General features: G+C 46.3%; 9 protein-coding genes and 1 pseudogene. 6 read left to right on the forward strand and 4 right to left on the reverse strand.

Annotation, left to right across the window (positions count from 1 at the left end; translation table 11 throughout):
* Positions 1–349: 349 nt before the first annotated feature.
* The gene (argH, locus tag GJV44_RS01620; protein WP_226806752.1) at positions 350–1762 is read left to right on the forward strand and encodes an argininosuccinate lyase; all 1413 of its coding nucleotides are present in this window, start codon (positions 350–352) and stop codon (positions 1760–1762) included.
* Positions 1763–1776: 14 nt separating this feature from the next.
* Here argH and GJV44_RS01625 read toward each other — a convergent pair whose 3' ends face one another.
* The 3 genes from GJV44_RS01625 to apbC form a co-directional block, all read right to left on the reverse strand.
* Positions 1777–4062 carry an arginine/lysine/ornithine decarboxylase gene (locus GJV44_RS01625; protein WP_226806753.1) on the reverse strand — a complete coding sequence of 762 codons (2286 nt, stop codon included), beginning with the start codon at positions 4060–4062 and terminating at the stop codon, positions 1777–1779.
* A gap of 107 nt (positions 4063–4169) precedes the next feature.
* Positions 4170–4739 (reverse strand): dCTP deaminase, encoded by a 570-nt coding sequence (gene dcd, locus GJV44_RS01630; RefSeq protein ID WP_226806754.1) that lies wholly within the window; start codon positions 4737–4739, stop codon positions 4170–4172.
* Positions 4740–5376: 637 nt separating this feature from the next.
* Positions 5377–6465 carry an iron-sulfur cluster carrier protein ApbC gene (gene apbC / locus GJV44_RS01635; RefSeq protein ID WP_226806755.1) on the reverse strand — a complete coding sequence of 363 codons (1089 nt, stop codon included), beginning with the start codon at positions 6463–6465 and terminating at the stop codon, positions 5377–5379.
* A 1018-nt stretch (positions 6466–7483) separates the two neighbouring features.
* Between apbC and metG the strand changes: the two are divergent.
* The 4 genes and pseudogenes from metG to GJV44_RS01655 all read left to right on the forward strand — a co-directional run.
* Positions 7484–9160, forward strand: a pseudogene (gene metG / locus GJV44_RS01640) (methionine--tRNA ligase); the annotation flags it as partial.
* 1721 nt (positions 9161–10881) lie between these two features.
* Positions 10882–11715, forward strand: a complete 834-nt coding sequence (panC, locus tag GJV44_RS01645) for a pantoate--beta-alanine ligase (RefSeq protein ID WP_226806757.1) — start codon at positions 10882–10884, stop codon at positions 11713–11715.
* 1886 nt (positions 11716–13601) lie between these two features.
* A complete protein-coding gene (locus GJV44_RS01650) occupies positions 13602–13931 on the forward strand; it encodes an ATPase (RefSeq protein ID WP_226806758.1) in 330 nt (109 codons plus the stop codon).
* The gene (locus GJV44_RS01655; RefSeq protein ID WP_226806759.1) at positions 13928–14242 is read left to right on the forward strand and encodes a cell division protein ZapA; all 315 of its coding nucleotides are present in this window, start codon (positions 13928–13930) and stop codon (positions 14240–14242) included. Before GJV44_RS01650 ends, GJV44_RS01655 begins: the two co-directional genes overlap by 4 nt.
* 536 nt (positions 14243–14778) lie before the next feature.
* On the opposite strand, the gene lgt is transcribed toward GJV44_RS01655, so the two are convergent.
* On the reverse strand, positions 14779–15681 hold the full coding sequence (lgt, locus tag GJV44_RS01660) for a prolipoprotein diacylglyceryl transferase (RefSeq protein WP_226806760.1): 903 nt from the start codon (positions 15679–15681) through the stop codon (positions 14779–14781).
* Between the two features lie 654 nt (positions 15682–16335).
* Between lgt and ilvD the strand changes: the two genes are divergently transcribed.
* Positions 16336–18030 carry a dihydroxy-acid dehydratase gene (ilvD, locus tag GJV44_RS01665; RefSeq protein ID WP_226806761.1) on the forward strand — a complete coding sequence of 565 codons (1695 nt, stop codon included), beginning with the start codon at positions 16336–16338 and terminating at the stop codon, positions 18028–18030.
* Positions 18031–18546: the final 516 nt, after the last annotated feature.

Consider the following 18546-nt stretch of genomic DNA (forward strand, 5'->3'; position numbering starts at 1 on the left):
ATAATCTCTAGAATTATAGAGATCGTTTTACTACTTGAATATAATACTGTACTGCGGTAGGCCTATAAACATAGTAAAACGTGTTTGAACGAGAAAACTGCTAGCTCACAATAGATTGAATTATCTATCGTTCAAGCCTATTATTTGCTGCTAGATCACTTTCGTGTCAATCTATCCAAAATAATGTGAGGCGATAGCAATGGTTGTACAACACAAACACTACACCAAGCAGATCTAGCCATCGCCATAGCAACTGCGCACAACACCAGCGTTCCATCCTGCGGCGATGCTAGAATGCTTATCTTTGCTGAATAGTGATGTAGCAAAAAGCACCCTCCACTCTTTCGTTATGACTTTCCAATTACACAAAAAGAAAGAAGCTTGGTCAGCGCGTTTTTCTGAGCCGATGTCCGAGCTTGTTAAGCGCTATACCTCATCCATATTTTTCGATAAACGGCTCGCACTTGTCGATATCGAAGCTTCGCTTGCGCATGCAGAAATGCTCAATGTACAACGAATTATCAGCGACGACGATATCAAGGCGATCCGAAAAGGCATGGAGCAGATACAGGGTGAAATCAGGCGTGGCGAATTCAAATGGCGTCTAGATCTTGAAGACGTTCATCTAAATATCGAGGCCCGGCTAACCGCACTAATCGGAGACGCGGGTAAGCGGTTGCACACTGGGCGCTCGCGCAACGACCAGGTCGCTACTGATATTCGGCTCTGGCTGCGCGGCGAGATTGACCAGATTGGTTCGCTTCTTAAGAGTTTCCGAAGCGCGCTACTTGATCTTGCAGAACAGCATGCTGATACAATCTTACCAGGCCTCACGCACCTGCAAGTCGCTCAACCAGTTACCTTCGGTCACCATCTGCTGGCATATATAGAAATGTTTACGCGAGATACCCAGCGGATGCTCGACTGCCGAAAACGAGTAAACTGGCTGCCGTTAGGTGCTGCAGCGCTTGCGGGTACCAGTTATCCGATCGACCGCGAGCAAGTTGCCCAAACTCTTGGTTTCGATAACATCTGCGCAAATTCACTCGATGCGGTTTCGGACCGAGACTTCGCAGTCGAATTCACCGCGTCCGCGGCGTTAATTATGACGCATGTGTCGCGGCTGTCTGAAGAGCTAGTACTGTGGATGAACCAGCAGATTGGCTTCATCGACCTAGCAGATCGTTTTTGCACCGGCTCCTCGATCATGCCCCAGAAAAAAAACCCCGACGTTCCTGAGCTTGCACGCGGCAAAACCGGCCGCGTGAATGGACACTTGATTGCATTACTTACGATCATGAAAGGCCAGCCACTTGCATACAATAAGGACAATCAGGAAGATAAAGAGCCGCTGATCGATACGGTTGATACGGTATCCGATACACTGCGTATTTTCACTGAAATGGTTACCGGAATTATAGTTAAGCCGCATGCGATGCGAGCCGCAGCACTACAGGGATTTTCGACTGCGACTGATTTAGCTGATTACCTCGTCAAGCACGGCTTACCATTCCGAGACGCACACGAGGCGGTAGCACATGCAGTACGGGTCTGCGTGGACAAAGGTTGTAATCTAGCGAATCTGACACTCACTCAACTGCGTTCTGAACTGCCTGAAGTCGCGTCGTTGCTAGGTGACGACGTGTTCGACTATCTAACGCTGGAAGGCTCAATTTCTAGCCGAAATCATGTGGGTGGTACAGCGCCGCAGCAAGTGCGAAACGCCATCGCGGCCGCACGCGCTATATTATCTAGCCAATAGCGATGTTGCTCTGCTTAGGAGCGTACACAATCTACGAAGTATTCGATGTTTCCTCTGACTGATTCAGTGACTAATCCGTGGATATCAGTGTGAAAGCCTGGGAAATGTGCATTGAGATTTCGTGCAAACTTTAGGTAACGTACAATAGTTTTATTGAACCGCTCACCTGGGATCAACAAAGGAATACCTGGGGGGTATGGTGTGAGCAAGATGCTGGTAACACGACCTTCAAGATCGTCAATCGGCACCCGGTCAATTTCGCGGTGCGCAATTTTTGCGAATGCATCCGTTGGGCGCATTGCTGGCTCCATATTAGATAGGTACATCTCGGTTGTCAGTCGAGCAATGTCATTATTGCGGTACACGCTATGAATCTGCTCACACAGGTCTCGAAGCCCGGTGCGCTCGTACATTGAATGTTGTGCGACGAATTCCGGCAGCACATGCCATAGTGGCTTATTTCGATCATAGTCGTCCTTAAATTGCTGCAATTCGGTGACCATTGAGTTCCAGCGCCCCTTAGTAATGCCGATTGTAAACATAATGAAGAACGAGTATAGTCCGGTCTTTTCGACAATAATGCCATGTTCAGCTAGATAACGAGTAACGATTGCTGCTGGAATACCTGCTTCACCAAACTCGCCGTCCATGTCAAGGCCAGGAGTAATGATCGTTGCTTTGATTGGGTCCAACATATTAAAGTCTTTGGCTAGGCTACCGAAGCCATGCCAGCGGGCGTTTGGTGGTAATATCCAATCCTCTCGAGAACCAATTCCCTCAGTAACCAGCTGATCTGGTCCCCATACCTTGAAGAACCAATCGTTGCCATATTCGGTATCGACCTTACGCATTGCCCGACGGAAATCAAGAGCTTCAGCAATCGATTCCTCGACTAGCGCAGTTCCACCTGGCGGCTCCATCATCGCTGCAGCTACATCGCACGATGCAATGATCGCATACTGCGGGCTGGTCGATGTGTGCATTAAGTATGCCTCGTTGAATCGATGTCGGTCAAAGCGCGGTAGCTGAGAATCCTGTACTAAGATCTGCGAGGCTTGCGATATGCCGGCTAGCAGCTTGTGTGTCGAATGAGTCGCGAATACTAGAGCATCGGTCCAGCGGGCATTCCGCCCGATCGCATGCATATCTTGGTAGAACGGATGGAACTCGGCGTGTGGCAGCCAAGCTTCATCAAAATGTAACGTATCGATCGTATTGCCCAATAAGTCTTTGATCATTTCGACATTGTAAAGAACACCGTCATAGGTACTTTGTGTAATTGTTAAAAGCCGCGGCTTAAGTTTCTGGTCTTTCGCGAGCGCTTCGCGCGCGAACGGATTCGCATCAATCTTACGGCGGATATTCTCCGGTTTAAACTCATCGCGCGGGATTGGCCCAATAATGCCAAAATGGTTGCGAGTAGGAGTCAAAAAAACGGGGATTGCGCCGGTCATTGTGATCGCGTGTAAGATCGATTTGTGACAGTTTCGGTCTACAACAACGATGTCACCCGGTGCAACCGTAGCATGCCAGACAATTTTATTGGATGTAGACGTGCCGTTAGTTACGAAAAACAGATGGTCGGCACTAAAAATTCGGGCAGCATTGCGCTCAGACGCAGCTACCGGCCCCGTATGATCTAATAGCTGTCCAAGCTCCTCTACGGCGTTACACACATCCGCGCGTAGCATGTTCTCGCCAAAAAACTGATGAAACATCTGACCGAGCGGACTTTTAAGAAATGCGACACCTCCGGAGTGACCTGGACAATGCCACGAATATGAGCCTTCGTCGGCATACTTGACCAGTTCTTTGAAGAACGGGGGTGCTAACGAATCTAAGTATACTTTAGCCTCACGGATAATATGCCGTGCAACGAACTCAGGCGTATCCTCAAACATATGAATAAATCCGTGCAATTCGCGCAAAATATCGTTTGGAATATGGCGAGATGTTCGCGTCTCTCCGTATAGAAAGATTGGAATATCGGCATTGCGACGCCGTACCTCGGCAACGAACGAGCGCAGTACTAAAATCGCGTGAGCGAGATCGGGTACTTGATCATGGGATGCGGCAACTTCATCAACCAGAGCGATCTCATCATCATCAATCGACAGGATAAAGCAAGAAGCACGACTAGATTGTTGTGCGAATGAAGTTAGATCCCCGTAGCTTGTCAGGCCGAGTGCTTCCACCCCCTCACGCTCGATCGCCTCGGCAAGCGCACGGATACCCGAACCGGATATGTTCTCTGAGCGAAAATCTTCATCGATGATAACGACAGGGTAGCGAAACTTCATCGGTGATTCTCCAAAAAACCGCCGAAAACTCTACCGTTCAAGTATGGTAGTGGCAGTGGAAGTACCGGGAATATGTTGTGCCGCTACAGTACGGCAGTACATAAAACTCAGGTCTTGGGCAATGTAACACCATGCTGCCCTTGATATTTTCCACCACGATCCGCATAGGATATCTCGCAGACTTCGTCGCTCTCGAAGAATAATACTTGCGCGACTCCCTCATGCGCATAAATTTTCGCCGGTAGTGGTGTCGTGTTGGAAAACTCCATTGTTACATGCCCTTCCCATTCGGGTTCTAGCGGTGTAACGTTGATAATAATTCCGCATCGCGCATACGTGGACTTACCTAGGCATATAGTCAGTACATTCCGAGGGACACGGAAGAACTCGACGGTTCGTGCTAGTGCAAACGAGTTGGGCGGAATAATGCACACATCGCCCTTGAAATCGATAAATGACTTCTCGTCGAAGTTCTTTGGATCAACGATCGTTGAGTTAATATTAGTAAAAATCTTGAATTCATCTGCGCAACGAATATCGTATCCATAGCTCGATGTTCCGTAACTGATAAGCTTATTTCCATCTGGCGCGACGCGTACCTGATTCGGCGCGAATGGCTCGATTATGCTGTATTGCTCGGCCATACGCCGGATCCATTTATCAGATTTAATCATCATACGTGCTATTAAAAGCGGCAGTGCCGCGAGCTGAAAAAGAATAAAAGAACTTAGCGCCACCAATCCTCATGACAGCATAAGGATTAATTTTTGAATAATGTCTCAGCTCCCCCAACACTATATCTACGTTGCGGGGCGCAAATACACAATACTCTGACGCGTCACGATGCACGATTAAAACACAGCTGAACGCCGAGTACATGCTATCGGCAGATACGTGCGCAATACAATGCATCCTGCACACTCCGCTGTTCGCGGCTGCCATAGTTTAGTAAACTATGGCAGCCGGCTGTTTCCACGACTTCACGTACTTGTTTTCCGGGACCCAGAAACCCGCCGAGTAGTAGCGCTTGTTCGGATGATCTATTAACATGATTGTGCTATGCTGCACGGTCGTTCTGATACGAACCGGATACTGGCACGCTTTTGTAATTGCTAAAAATTGCTAAAAATAGAGCCACGACCTAGGTAGCACTATGCTTGCCTCGAGCAATGTGCTCATCGCGTTGCATCGCGTTGAAAAGATTGTACTTTTATTCCAATTTCATTAGGCTTCAGGCTACTAAGTAATTTTTCATCATCTGTTTTCAGTATATCTAGCGAGGCTTCTTGCAACGAAGAACGTTATAGAACCTAGTTATATATTCTGCGCGATAATACTCGGAAACCTCCAGCTCGTATCGAGCGACAGCTTCGCAATCTGGACCGAGAGTTGGCGAGCAATGTCGCGATACAAGCCAGCGATCCGCCCGTTCGGGTTAGTACCCACTATTGGACGCCCTAAATCAGCATGCTCTCGGATGCTAAGATCCAGAGGTAGGCTACCTAGAAACGGTGTGCCATACTGCGCACAGAGGCGCTTGCCGCCGGCGTCGCCAAAAATCGGCTCGCCGTGGCCGCAGTGGGAGCAAGTATAAATGCTCATATTTTCGACGACACCTAAGATCGGTACGCCAAACTTCTTGAACATCTTTAAACCTTTTCGCGCGCCCAGCAATGCAATTTCTTGCGGTGTTGTAACAATGACAACGCCAGTTACTGGCACGCGCTGCAAAAATGTGAGTTGAATATCGCCGGTGCCGGGAGGCATATCGACGATTAAATAGTCTAAATTGTGCCAATTCGTTTGCCGTAACAACTGCTCGAGCGCGGATGCGGCCATTGGCCCGCGCCATATCATAGGATCGCTCTGTTCAACAAGGAACCCGATCGAGTTTACCTGTACGCCATAGCCCTCAAGCGGCATCATCGTCTTTCCGTCCTCGGATGCTGGATGGCCTTCGATGCCGAGCATTGTCGGTTGCGACGGGCTGTAGATGTCGGCATCTAACACGCCGACTGACGCGCCTTCGGCGGTTAACATAAGCGCGATGTTCGCGGATGTTGTACTCTTCCCGACCCCGCCCTTTCCAGAAGCGACCGCAATAATATTGCGCACGTTCGGTAGCAACTGCACGCCACACTGTACTGAGTGCGTCATGATTTGGTGGGATACTACCACATGCAGATGTACTACTCCCTGTACAGCACGCAGCGCTTTTTCAACACGCGCTTGAATCAGCGAATCCTGACTTTTGTCTGGATAACCTAAAACGACCTCGAGTGATATTGCGTCACCATCAATCGCGATATTACGCACCCCTTTTCCTGCAGTTACCGGCTCCGTTGTATTCGGATCAATCACGCTGTGCAAAATAGCATCGATTTGGGCTTTATCGATTGTCATAGTTGTTCCGCTATTTGAGGTATTTTATCTAACCTGCTCATGCCCCTCGCCCCGTAAATAAAACTTTATGCTAAATCGTAGATCAAACATTACAAAAGAGTGTTCAAGGAGCTTGTCGTGTATCGCATTAGGGCGAAAAGCTCTAATGCTTTGGTCATGCCTATCTAGTAATCACGCCCTAATACCGCCGATCAGTCTACCTCTTTTTAGGGGGTAGGCCATGCACATTAATTTTAATAAAATTAACGTATGAAACACCGCACAAGTGTATCATTTAACTTTCGCTATTATGATTTGTTTGAACACTATACTAGACACCTAAAATAGCACCTCAGACGAGACGGTATGATCAAAGAAAGCGAGTAGACAAAAAGTGTGCAGCTATCGATACTGATAACCCTATCTTAGAATATACACAACCGAACAGCTCACTAAAAAATATTCCAAACTTAGAATAGTTTAACGCGAATAGCTACATGGTTATATATTTGCTCATGTTCATCCTCAATCGAGTGACGTAAACCCTGAAAACTTAACACTCTAAGATTAACCGACAACATAAAAACACGAGCGAGCTGCAGTACATGTGTATTTCGTGGCATTAAAACGCCGAAGAACAGCTAGCCCAGAAAGCCGTGCACAAGACGGCCGATCCCGGAAATAATATGTAGGTCAGCCGCGGATAGCATAACTTTTATTTCATGCTACCGCGATGTATCTTTGTGTTGCCGGGATATATCGGCCGTTGTTAATAGAGATTTTGTCGAACGCTCTCGATGATTCTATGCCTAGCTCATAAAAGTACCTAGCAGCACTCTTGGTTTTATTGCGCCGTGGCTCGAAACCTCAAGCCTCAGCTTTTAGCCCGACGCGATAACCCACCAGCACCCGTTAAGTCTATGGTGCAGTACAAAAATATTACCTCACGCATTTCTCTTTCGTGACCGCGCTATCACAATCGCGCCTGCTAAGATCGACTCTCTATCTTGTTTTCATCAAATCAAACATCCTATCTATCATGTCAGACCCCGTCTCTACCGGCGCGCTGCGCCGTATGCTTGTTACATCTGCACTGCCGTACGCGAACGGCCCGATTCATATTGGCCATCTCGTTGAGTATATCCAGGCTGATATCTGGGTGCGCGCGATGCGAATGCATGGTCACGAGGCATATTACGTCGGTGCGGACGATACTCATGGCACAGCAATCATGCTTCGCGCACAGTCTGAGGGCATTACGCCACTGCAGTTAATCGAGCGTGTCTGGCGGGAGCACAAGCGCGATTTTGATCATTTTTTGATTTCGTTCGATAATTATTGCTCAACAGACTCAGACGAAAACCGAATTTTGTCTGAACGGATTTTTACCGCACTCCATGAGGCTGGGTTGATTGCGGAGCGAGATATTGAGCAGGCGTATGACCCAGCTAAGGAGATGTTTCTGCCAGACCGTTTTATCAAAGGCGAATGCCCGAAATGCGGCGAGAAAGATCAATATGGTGATAGTTGTGAGGTATGTGGGTCAACGTACCGGCCAACTGAGCTAGGAAAACCGTATTCAGTATTATCTGGCGCGACGCCGGTGAAAAAAACATCAACGCACTATTTTTTTAGACTATCCGATCCACGCTGCGAGACTTTCCTACGAGACTGGGTCGGTCAACTTGCACAGGAAGAAGCTACTAAAAAAATGAGAGAGTGGATTGGTGAAGATGGAAATACAAAGCTCACTGACTGGGATATTTCGCGCGATGCACCTTACTTCGGCTTCGAAATCCCAGGCGTGCCAGGTAAGTACTTCTACGTTTGGCTCGATGCACCTATTGGCTACTATGCAAGCTTCAAAAAATTATGTGATCGGCTCAGTTTAGATTTTGAGGAATGGGTTCGTCCAGGAACGACCACTGAGCAATACCACTTCATTGGAAAAGATATTCTGTATTTCCACACGCTATTCTGGCCTGCTACTCTCCAGTTCTCTGGATACCGTGCACCGACTAACGTATTCGCGCATGGTTTTCTAACCGTGGACGGCACGAAAATGTCTAAATCCCGCGGAACTTTTATCAATGCAAATAGCTACATTACGAGCGGCTTAGATCCGCAATGGCTGCGCTACTACATTGCTGCAAAGCTTAACAGTACGATGGAAGACATCGACCTAAACCTTGAGGACTTCCGGGCACGCGTGAACAGTGATTTGGTTGGTAAGTATGTAAATATCGCAAGCCGCACAGCGGGTTTTTTGATCAAGTGGTTCGATGCACGCGTACACGACAGCGCGATGAACCATCGACTTCTAGTCCAGCTGCGAGCTGCAATCCCAATGATCCCAACGTACTACGAAAGCCGCGAATACAGTCGCGCACTACGCCAGATAATGGAGCTAGCAGACGCTGTCAACGTGTACGTGGATGCTGCGAAGCCTTGGGAAAAGGCTAAAAATCCCGCTAATGCGGTGGCTCTACATGAAACGTGCAGCGTCAGCCTTGAAGCATTCCGGTTACTCACGCTAGCGCTCAAGCCCGTGCTGCCAAAGCTTGCTAAATCCGTTGAAACATTTCTCTCAATTGACCCGCTGAAATGGGCAGATGTCACGACACCTCTCTCCTCAGCGCGGTCGATCAAGCCATACCAGCATCTAATACAGCGTGTAGACCAAAAACAGATTGACGCGCTGCTCGCCGTTAATCGCTAGTCATGGCAGCCGAATGTGAATGTAGGCTGCCCCCTACCATAGGCGAAACAAGAAGGAATAATATTTTTTTAGGAATGCAGATAAGTTGTTCCATACAGAGGAACTGATCGGTAATCTCAGGTAATAATTGTTAACCTAGTACTGTACTACACGATAAAGTGTAATGTATCCGCGGGCGCGATATTGCTACGCTGTCAGTAGATGAGAAAAGAAAATCAAGCGGTATCTCTATAATCCAAATAACGAACTAGCGTGTACTAATCTTTGTTATTTTTTAAAATCTCCGAAGCGGCGGCTGGACTAGCAAAGTTTTACGCCATAAACGGTCCAAGCTAAGCAGTTTGACTGCGCGCGCGAATACTAGATCACACATATTATATAAAATCAACAACTACGCCACCATAGATACGTACTCCATGAGTACACCAACGACATTTTTAAACTGAGGAAGCTAACGTCAGTATAGTGCAGCGTTTTCTGCCCCTAATCATAGATTAAAAATAATGCCGCATGATGGAAATCTCAATAGAGATGGGGCGATCCGTACATACGAGCACCTAGGTAGCGGACAACTACAAGTGTCTTAACGAGATAATTGTAATATCTTGTGCGTCGTCTGTATGAACATCTGTCTACTTGTCAATCAAAGCATACTCTGTATAGTATGCAACCTTAGCGGAATCAACCTAGTAAACAACTACGTAATGCCGGTACAGGGCTACCAGATCGAAATACTTTTCGGTAGAAATAGGGCGCGTATTTCGTGTCAAACTACTGTGATAAGAATCTTAAATTTCTCATTAAAAATTATGCCGCTTAGCGAAGCACAATACATCTCAACGTGTCTAGTAGTTTAAGCGGACTATATGTCAATTTTTATATAGTTTGGTGTAGCTCCAGTATATAAAAAATTGGCTATACCATTATTATAGCGTTATTCTTTTATATACCATAACATCGAAAAACCGTATAAAAACGATCTAAAATACTATAACACTCTGTTGTTATGCTGCATTCAAGGAACAGAAATGAAATAATCTGTCATTATGGGCAAACGCACTTGCCGAAGGAAAATATGTATTCCAAAGTGCTTTACGTGTACCACGAATTTCCAGCGTAAGTAATTCTCAAGAGCCAAACAACCCTGGTGGTAGATCTAAATCGTACGCTGCGTGCTGGCTGACGATGCGGAGCTAGACACGGTTATAGCATGCAGTTTTCGCATATTTGGTGACACTATTAGTTCTTTTGGAAGAACATGAGAAAGTACTTAATTTACTACATCATCTAATCCGCAAGCAAAATTTTGGTATGCTCAGTATTTCTAGGATAAAAATCATCGCTTAGTGCTTAGGCTATACCGATGATAGCAATATGCTGTACTTAGAGTAAGAGACTAAGTGCTTTCTAATAGCAGAAAAAATAATCAATCTCAAGTTATAGATGTAAATTCCAGACTAGCAGTTCTAAGTTAATGCCGATGAAGATATGGAAGACTTGCTGGCTGGTGGGATACCTTGATTACCTATACGAGAACGACCTGAGCGACGTTATTAGGTCACATGCAAAAGTGTGCCAGCTATGCATCGTTATTTCTGAACCGCTCTATGTCTCGTAAAGCGTTGTGCAAGATTTGAAGGCTGAGTCATTCGCATCGATTTACAGTCGGCTGCCGTACTCGGAAACCTAAATTGCCGTTCAACGGCCTTTTTCGCTATATGAAAGTTATTAGCTCGATCATCGAATTACGCGACCAGCTACGCGGGCAGAACCGCGTCGCATTCGTGCCCACAATGGGCAATTTGCACAAAGGACACTTATCGCTGATACGCTTGGCACGCCAACACGGTCACCCAGTAGTCACTAGCATCTTCGTCAATCGACTACAATTCGGGCCGAACGAGGATTTTGACAAGTATCCGCGTTCACTCGATAGTGACATCGATAAGTTACAACAAGAAAATGTCTACATATTATTCGCGCCGACTGAGCAAGATATATATCCACATCCTCAGGAATATTATATACACCCGCCACACCATCTGGGAGATATTCTAGAGGGCGAATTCCGACTTGGTTTTTTTCGGAGTGTTTGCACGGTCGTAATGAAGCTGATATCGTGCGTTCAGCCCCGCATCGTAGTGTTTGGTAAGAAAGACTATCAGCAATTAATTATTGTGCGGCAAATGTGCGAGCAATTCGCGCTTCCTGTCGAAATAATCGCCGCCGAGACAGAGCGCGATATAGATGGACTCGCACTATCGTCACGTAATATGTATTTGATACCATCAGAACGTGTCGAAGCGCCAAATTTATATTATACACTGCAGCGTATACGAGACAGTATACTCTCAGGTAACCGAAATTTCTCCAAAATTAAGCTGGAGGCGCTTGATACCTTAACTAAGCGCGGCTGGAAGCCCGATTATATTACGCTTCGTAAACGCGCTAACCTGCACGCAATTCAGCCACAGGAATGGCATAAACCGCTCGTAGTCCTAGCCGCTGCACGACTTGGAGCAACCCGGCTCCTCGACAATCTAGAAATTTGATTGCCCGCGTGCGGTTAGTTAGCTCTTTTTTTGTAGTTTCTGGCCTTATTTCTTTGAAATTTGTACGAGGTGCTAATTCATGCAATGTATGATGCTAAAATCGATAATCTATCATATATACATTCATGTAAATAAACTATAAAATTTCCGGAAAAATCGACAAAATTTTTTTAAACTCAGGCGACAGAAAATCAGCAGATTGACGTTGACGTATTGAATATTATCAGTAGATACTTAACTACTTATATGATCTATATCATATAGGATAGTAATCCTACTCTTACTAAATAAATTCCGCTGTAGGTTGCATGTAAGCGAGCAATCCGCTTATCAAGCGCTACGCTTCTGTTGATTAACAATAAATCGACAATACCTGCTTACATTATAGCTTTAAGCTGCACCAAGTATGCTTGGACGAATAAAATATGATGAAGAGTATACGGCCACGTGCGAGCATAAACGCTCGATAAGAGATGGCGCTAGATTGAAGCGTGCGCAAGACAAACAGGTAGTCTGACGACTACCTTATACTCGAATCTATTTGGTAGCCGGGTGAATAGCCCACGAAATTAGGCAACAGTATCCCTTTACTATATTTCCTGGAGTTAGCATTTATTACGATAGATAGTGCTCTCCAGAGCAGCGACTTACATAATAGATAATACCCACATAAACTAATCGCTGTTAGCTAGCTCGTATTAAATGGCTGCCTCATCAGCGAGCACGGCAGGCCAGAACGTACTAGAGCAAGCTGATGCTAGGCAAGTTACTTGGTAAGAAAAATATAATAATGCAGTGCAGCTAGGATGATGATGCTCAGCCAGTAGCAGCAGCAACGCATCGGCGCATCTTATCTAGCGCGTAAGGTTGGATATAATACCTATCACCACCATCAATCTTGAAAATACGTCACCCTACTCCTAGTATAAAGCGTGTCGAATAACTACCGCTGTTATATAAACAACCCCACGATTCCACTTTTCCTGCTTAATCGGCTACAGCGCCGATACGTTGCTATTGACAACCTCGACGCACTTGACCTAATTCAGTAGAATCTGAGCGATTTTCATCGCGACCCCCCATAATCATCGTATGGTCGACACATGTCACTATTCGACATGACCACTATTTATGCAATTACTAAGCTACGCATAAATTGCACCGCTGTTGCGAGTGATCTGCGCGACGCACAGCGTTCGCCATTTTCATAAGTCTAGAATCAGTTTCCTAGGGGGGGGTGGCATTAGTACCTGCCGAAACGCTAGTATTATGGATAGATTAAGATACCACCATACGCATATCCGAGCTTGTTGCCAACGCCCGAATCTGGTCGGCGGGAGATCTCATGAATAGTCTAAAAAAATCTATAATATGGCTTATATACCATGTATAAAAAAACTAGCAAAAGTTTGCAACATTGCTGATGCAGTACATATCTTCGCGCTTTTTTATGCTTGGACTGCACTCTACCTTCCCGCCCCTAGCTATATATCACTATGATTATCAGATGCAGTGCAGTAATGTACTAACATGCCACACGCTTTGTGCTCTCAGTAACTATCCAAGATTGACGGACATCAGACCGGCCTTTCCCCATTATATAAGTAGTGGTGGAAAAGCTTAATTTTAAGAAAAGCGAGTAGCTTACCGTAGTGACGGATAGCGCGGATTGACCAATACGCATAAACTTTGCCGTCCGTCTTCTATAGAGCTATGAAGCGATAGCGTACGCATAAGCATGAAAAGTACCGCAAGTATGGGTACGCTATATGGAGGAGCAGCAATGACTTGAACCAGCCGCCTATTGCTTTCCAATACAAGTTTGTGGAGACTGCCGAATGCTACTAGAACCGCGCTAAAATAGCGTTTCTGCAGAGGACGAAATAATGCTGATTGAACTTGAAAATTTGTCCAAAAATATTAATCGACTAGTTGAAATTAACGACCGGAATCAACAAGCGCGGCTAGCTGTTGAGCAGCAACTTAAGGTAGCGCGCGCACAACGCGACACGCTTTGGGCTCAACTAGAACAGGCGCAACGTGAACGCGATACGTTATGCGCAAAAATCGACGATGCACAAGTTCGCTTGAACGCAATCCTAGAAAAACTCCCGAATACGAGACTTGCAGACAGTCTACTGGAGGTAAAACCATCCCAGGCCGGTGATGCACTTTTGACTGCGTTTAGCAATGATCCCCAAGGGGAAACCGCATGACAACGAAAGAGATCGATGTGTCAATCCTTGGCCAATCGTATCGATTCGCCACTTCTCCTGCAAACGAACCCGCGCTGCGTGAAGCAGCCGAGTGTGTAAATCAAGAAGTAAATAAAGTGCGCGCTACGTACAGCGTACGAGGCCATGATCGAATCGCTGTGATAGCCGCTCTATCGATTGCCTCTGAGTTTTTGCAATTACAAAAGAGTATTTGGCGCAGCGAAGCATTTCCTACAGGGGAAATTGAGCGCACAATACGCAGTATGAATACTCAACTCACTGAAGCTATCCGCCAAGGTAATATAGAATAATATAAATTATGCAATGTTGATTTGCTGGTATGACTCAAGATTCTCATAAAATAACTTATAGTTTTTTCTTCCTGACTTACCAGGGCCCTAGTTTAAAAACTAGGGCGGTAATATGGTTATGACATTTCAGCACAAGCGTCTGTAGCACTTCGCTTAACGGATAATGTGCTTTTTCCGTAGCTTCCTAAGGTTTTTGGTCCTTATATTTGAAACCAAAAACCTAGTTAGAAACCTAGGAAAATAGGTTATACTAAGAGTATCTTTATCTCATGAACTATTGCTCAACGTAGCGCTAGTAGGATGACTGTCTAGCTTAGATCATCCGGTTTTAGATATCATGACTCTGGTTTACAACATGGGCACTAAGCTGATCCAAGCTCTAGAGCAGTATTATAAAACTAAGAGTTAGTCATATAAAGACTACGTAACATTATTGCATAATAGCATATAACCAGGAAGCCGATAAAGGCTCGCGGCTGTTCTATGGCATGGTAGCTAATAGCCTGGCACAGAACAATGCGAAGTCGCAGTGTATGCTAGTAGGGTGAGCCAGAGCTAAGTGAATTAGTATTCCTCCTGTAAGACCAGGCAAACATTAGTGTTCCACTAATAATCATCGGCAAAGAAAGCAACTGCCCCATCGATAAATTGAAGGTGAGCAACCCCAAAAAGTCGTCCGGCTCACGAGTGAATTCAACACTAAAACGTGCTATGCCATAGCCAAGTAAGAAAATTGCTGAGACGGCGCCAGGTGGACGCGGCTTGCATGCGAAGCACCAGAGAACGATAAAGAGCGCTCCGCCTTCCAGTGCGATTTCATAAAGCTGTGACGGATGGCGCGGAAGCATTAGGTGGCGTTGAAATACTTCTAGTAAATTCCATTGCGCGACTTTCATCGGATGCGATGTGAACCACTTTAAATCTTCATTGACTGCACCAGGAAATCCCATAGCCCACCAAGCATCTGGTGCAATGACGCGCCCCCACAGCTCGCCATTGATGAAATTACCGAGCCGTCCGGCTGCTAATCCTGGTGGTACAATCGGCGCGATAAAATCAGTAACATGCAGCCACGTATAGTTGTATTGATACGCAAACATAAAGAGCGCGAGCGTTACGCCTAAAAATCCACCGTGGAACGACATCCCACCTTCCCAGACTTTAAAAATATCAACTGGATGTCTAAGGTAGAAGTTAGCCTTGTAAAATAGTACGTAGCCTAGGCGGCCGCCGAGAATCGCACCTAATATGCTAAAAAATAGCATATTGTCGATATCGCGCCATGTCCAACCTTGCACCGAGACATGCGGCAGACGTAGCCGTAGCCGACCGACAAAAATCGCCGTAGTAAATGCAACTAGGTACATCAATCCGTACCAGCGAATTGCGAGCGGTCCGAGGTGGACCGCAATAGGATCGAAATGCGGATGAATCAGCACGATAAGAACTTAAGATTAGTTAATGCTAAATAATTAATAGGGTAAGCACGAACATCGATAAAACCCGCCAGCACTAGGATGGCGATTCTCATGCGCTACAAATTGTAAGGCGATTTCGGCGCAACTCGCACAATTTGTCTTCCGCTTGGCAATACATTGTGTTTAATGTCTGGGATAATACAAGCGATATAGTGTTGACTATTATATTAACTGAGCGAGAGAAGTAGATATGACGGTGTATCACATAACGAGAAACAATGAGCAAAATCACGCTACCACCAGTGCGTTACGTTAATCTTGATATGAGTCGTCCCGAACAGCTAGAGGGTAATGCGTGGACAATATTTGCCGAATTACCGCAATAGGGCAAACAGAATAATAGCCAATGCTAGCAGGTGCAGCGCATGAGTAGTGTCCACTCAACTGAGCATCTGTCTAGTGTGTCCAAGTATGCACGCCGAGTGCTAACTCAGCTGAAATGCTATTTTCAGGACATCGCAATAAAGCACCAACCCTATTTACTCAAGTCGCAGGATATATACGAGTTTATATGAAAACTCATATATTTTACGACCTTATTATCCTAGAATAATATTCAGATATGTGATTTGCGTCGCTGCATGCTGTCATACAAAGCCATAAGAGGTCTACACTATGTTGTACAACCGTCGTTCGAAAAACATCACTCAAGGCATCGCGCGTGCCCCGAACCGCTCGATGTATTACGCCCTTGGCTATAAAGAAGAAGATTTCGATAAGCCGATGATTGGCATCGCTAACGGTCACTCAACGATTACACCCTGTAATGCTGGGTTACAACGGCTTGCTGACGCAGCAGCTACCTCAGTTAAAATCGCTGGCGCCAATGCGCAGACGTTTGGTACGCCAACTATATCGGACGGCATGTCAATGGGCACAGAAGGGATGAAGTACTCGCTGGTTTCGCGCGAAGTAATAGCAGATTGCATCGAAACCTGCGTCCAGGGGCAATGGATGGATGGCATAGTAGTCATCGGCGGCTGCGATAAAAATATGCCCGGTGGAATGATGGCATTAGCCCGAATGAATGTGCCAGGTATCTATATCTACGGCGGTACGATTCGTCCAGGTCACTGGAAAGGCAAGGATTTGACGATCGTATCGTCGTTTGAGGCAGTCGGTGAGTTTTCTGCAGGCCGTATGACGCAGGAAGACTTTGAGGGGGTTGAGCGCAACGCGTGTCCGAGCACTGGTTCGTGTGGCGGCATGTATACCGCGAACACGATGAGCTCGTCGTTCGAAGCGCTTGGTATGTCACTTCTATACTCGTCTACGATGGCCAATCCAGATGACGAGAAGGTAGAATCCGCTGCCGCTTCAGCACACGTACTGGTTGAAGCGGTCAAAAATAATCTGAAGCCGCGCGACATTATCACACGCCAATCGATTGAAAACGCCGTATCGCTAATCATGGCAACCGGCGGATCAACTAACGCAGTACTGCACTATCTAGCTATTGCAAACGCCGCCGAAGTTGAGTGGACGATTGATGATTTTGAACGCATCCGCAAGCGCGTGCCAGTAGTCTGCAATCTGAAGCCATCCGGTCAATACGTGGCTACTAACTTACATCGAGTCGGCGGCATTCCTCAAGTTTTAAAGCTCTTACTGGAAGCCGACTTACTGTGCGGCGACTGCATGACAATTACTGGTAACACAATTTCTGAGGAACTGAGAAACGTACCAAGCCAACCTTGTCTTGATCAACAAGTAATTTTCCCAATCGAAAAAGCCCTATACAGCGAAGGACACTTGGCGATTCTAAAAGGCAATCTAGCTGAATCAGGCGCAGTCGCAAAAATCACAGGTCTGGACACCCCAATTATCACGGGGCCGGCCCGCGTGTTCGATGATGAACAAAGTGCGCTTGAGGCAATTCTGTCGGACCGTATTAAAGCTGGCGACATAATAGTACTGCGCTATCTCGGCCCGAAAGGTGGGCCTGGCATGCCAGAAATGCTTGCACCAACCTCCGCAATTATTGGCAAAGGACTGGGTAAATCAGTCGGGCTGATTACTGATGGACGGTTCTCCGGCGGCACTTGGGGCATGGTTGTTGGCCATGTGGCCCCAGAAGCGTTTGCAGGTGGTACAATTGCATTAGTGCAGGAAGGCGACTCGATTACGATAGACGCTCATAAACTTCTACTGCAATTAAACGTTGACCTGGCTGAACTGGCGCGACGACGCGCCGCATGGACTCAACCCGAGCCGCGTTATATTCACGGTGTACTTGCTAAGTATGCTGAGCTCGCTGGCCCAGCTGACAAGGGTGCCGTCACAGGACGGATTCACCAAGCGAAAACTTGAGCAGGCTTTTCCCTAGAGCCGGTACAGTTGCATCATACTGCCGACTTTGATAAAAATTCTGTCGGCGTAATTAGGTGAGATCTGACAAAGACTATGTCAACCACCCTGACGAATCGTCAATACCTGCAGTGTAAGATGATTGATAAAGGTTCGTCAGAATATAGAGTAATAAGTGATGTCAGCTAACGCTTAGATTACAGAAGTCAAGTAAGCGATCGCACTCGCAAAATCAATCGGTGCTAGCCCATCTCTACATGCAGCATCATTGCGTTTCCTATTTGCTACTCTAATTTTATATCAAACATCGGAACATGGCGAATATAGATCGACCTATTAGTCAACCGCAAGCCAGATGAATAGCCTGCGAGCACTGCGCATTATATCCTGATGCCGGTCTCAGGAACAGGCAGTTTTTCGATGACACGGTCAATAGTCAGTCGTCAACCATCTGACGCCTTACGCGTATAAATATAAATGGCACTGATTTTCAGTAGATGAGGAGGTTTTCGGGTAGCA

The organism is Candidatus Vallotiella adelgis (genome assembly GCF_020541305.1).
GTDB lineage: Bacteria > Pseudomonadota > Gammaproteobacteria > Burkholderiales > Burkholderiaceae > Mycetohabitans > Mycetohabitans adelgis.

Coding starts and splice junctions, on each gene's coding strand:
- argH (WP_226806752.1), top strand. CDS start 350: ATGACTTTCCAATTACACAAAAAGAAAGAAGCTTGGTCAGCGCGTTTT.
- GJV44_RS01625 (WP_226806753.1), bottom strand. CDS start 4,062: ATGAAGTTTCGCTACCCTGTCGTTATCATCGATGAAGATTTTCGCTCA.
- dcd (WP_226806754.1), bottom strand. CDS start 4,739: ATGATGATTAAATCTGATAAATGGATCCGGCGTATGGCCGAGCAATAC.
- apbC (WP_226806755.1), bottom strand. CDS start 6,465: ATGACAATCGATAAAGCCCAAATCGATGCTATTTTGCACAGCGTGATT.
- panC (WP_226806757.1), top strand. CDS start 10,882: ATGAAAGTTATTAGCTCGATCATCGAATTACGCGACCAGCTACGCGGG.
- GJV44_RS01650 (WP_226806758.1), top strand. CDS start 13,602: ATGCTGATTGAACTTGAAAATTTGTCCAAAAATATTAATCGACTAGTT.
- GJV44_RS01655 (WP_226806759.1), top strand. CDS start 13,928: ATGACAACGAAAGAGATCGATGTGTCAATCCTTGGCCAATCGTATCGA.
- ilvD (WP_226806761.1), top strand. CDS start 16,336: ATGTTGTACAACCGTCGTTCGAAAAACATCACTCAAGGCATCGCGCGT.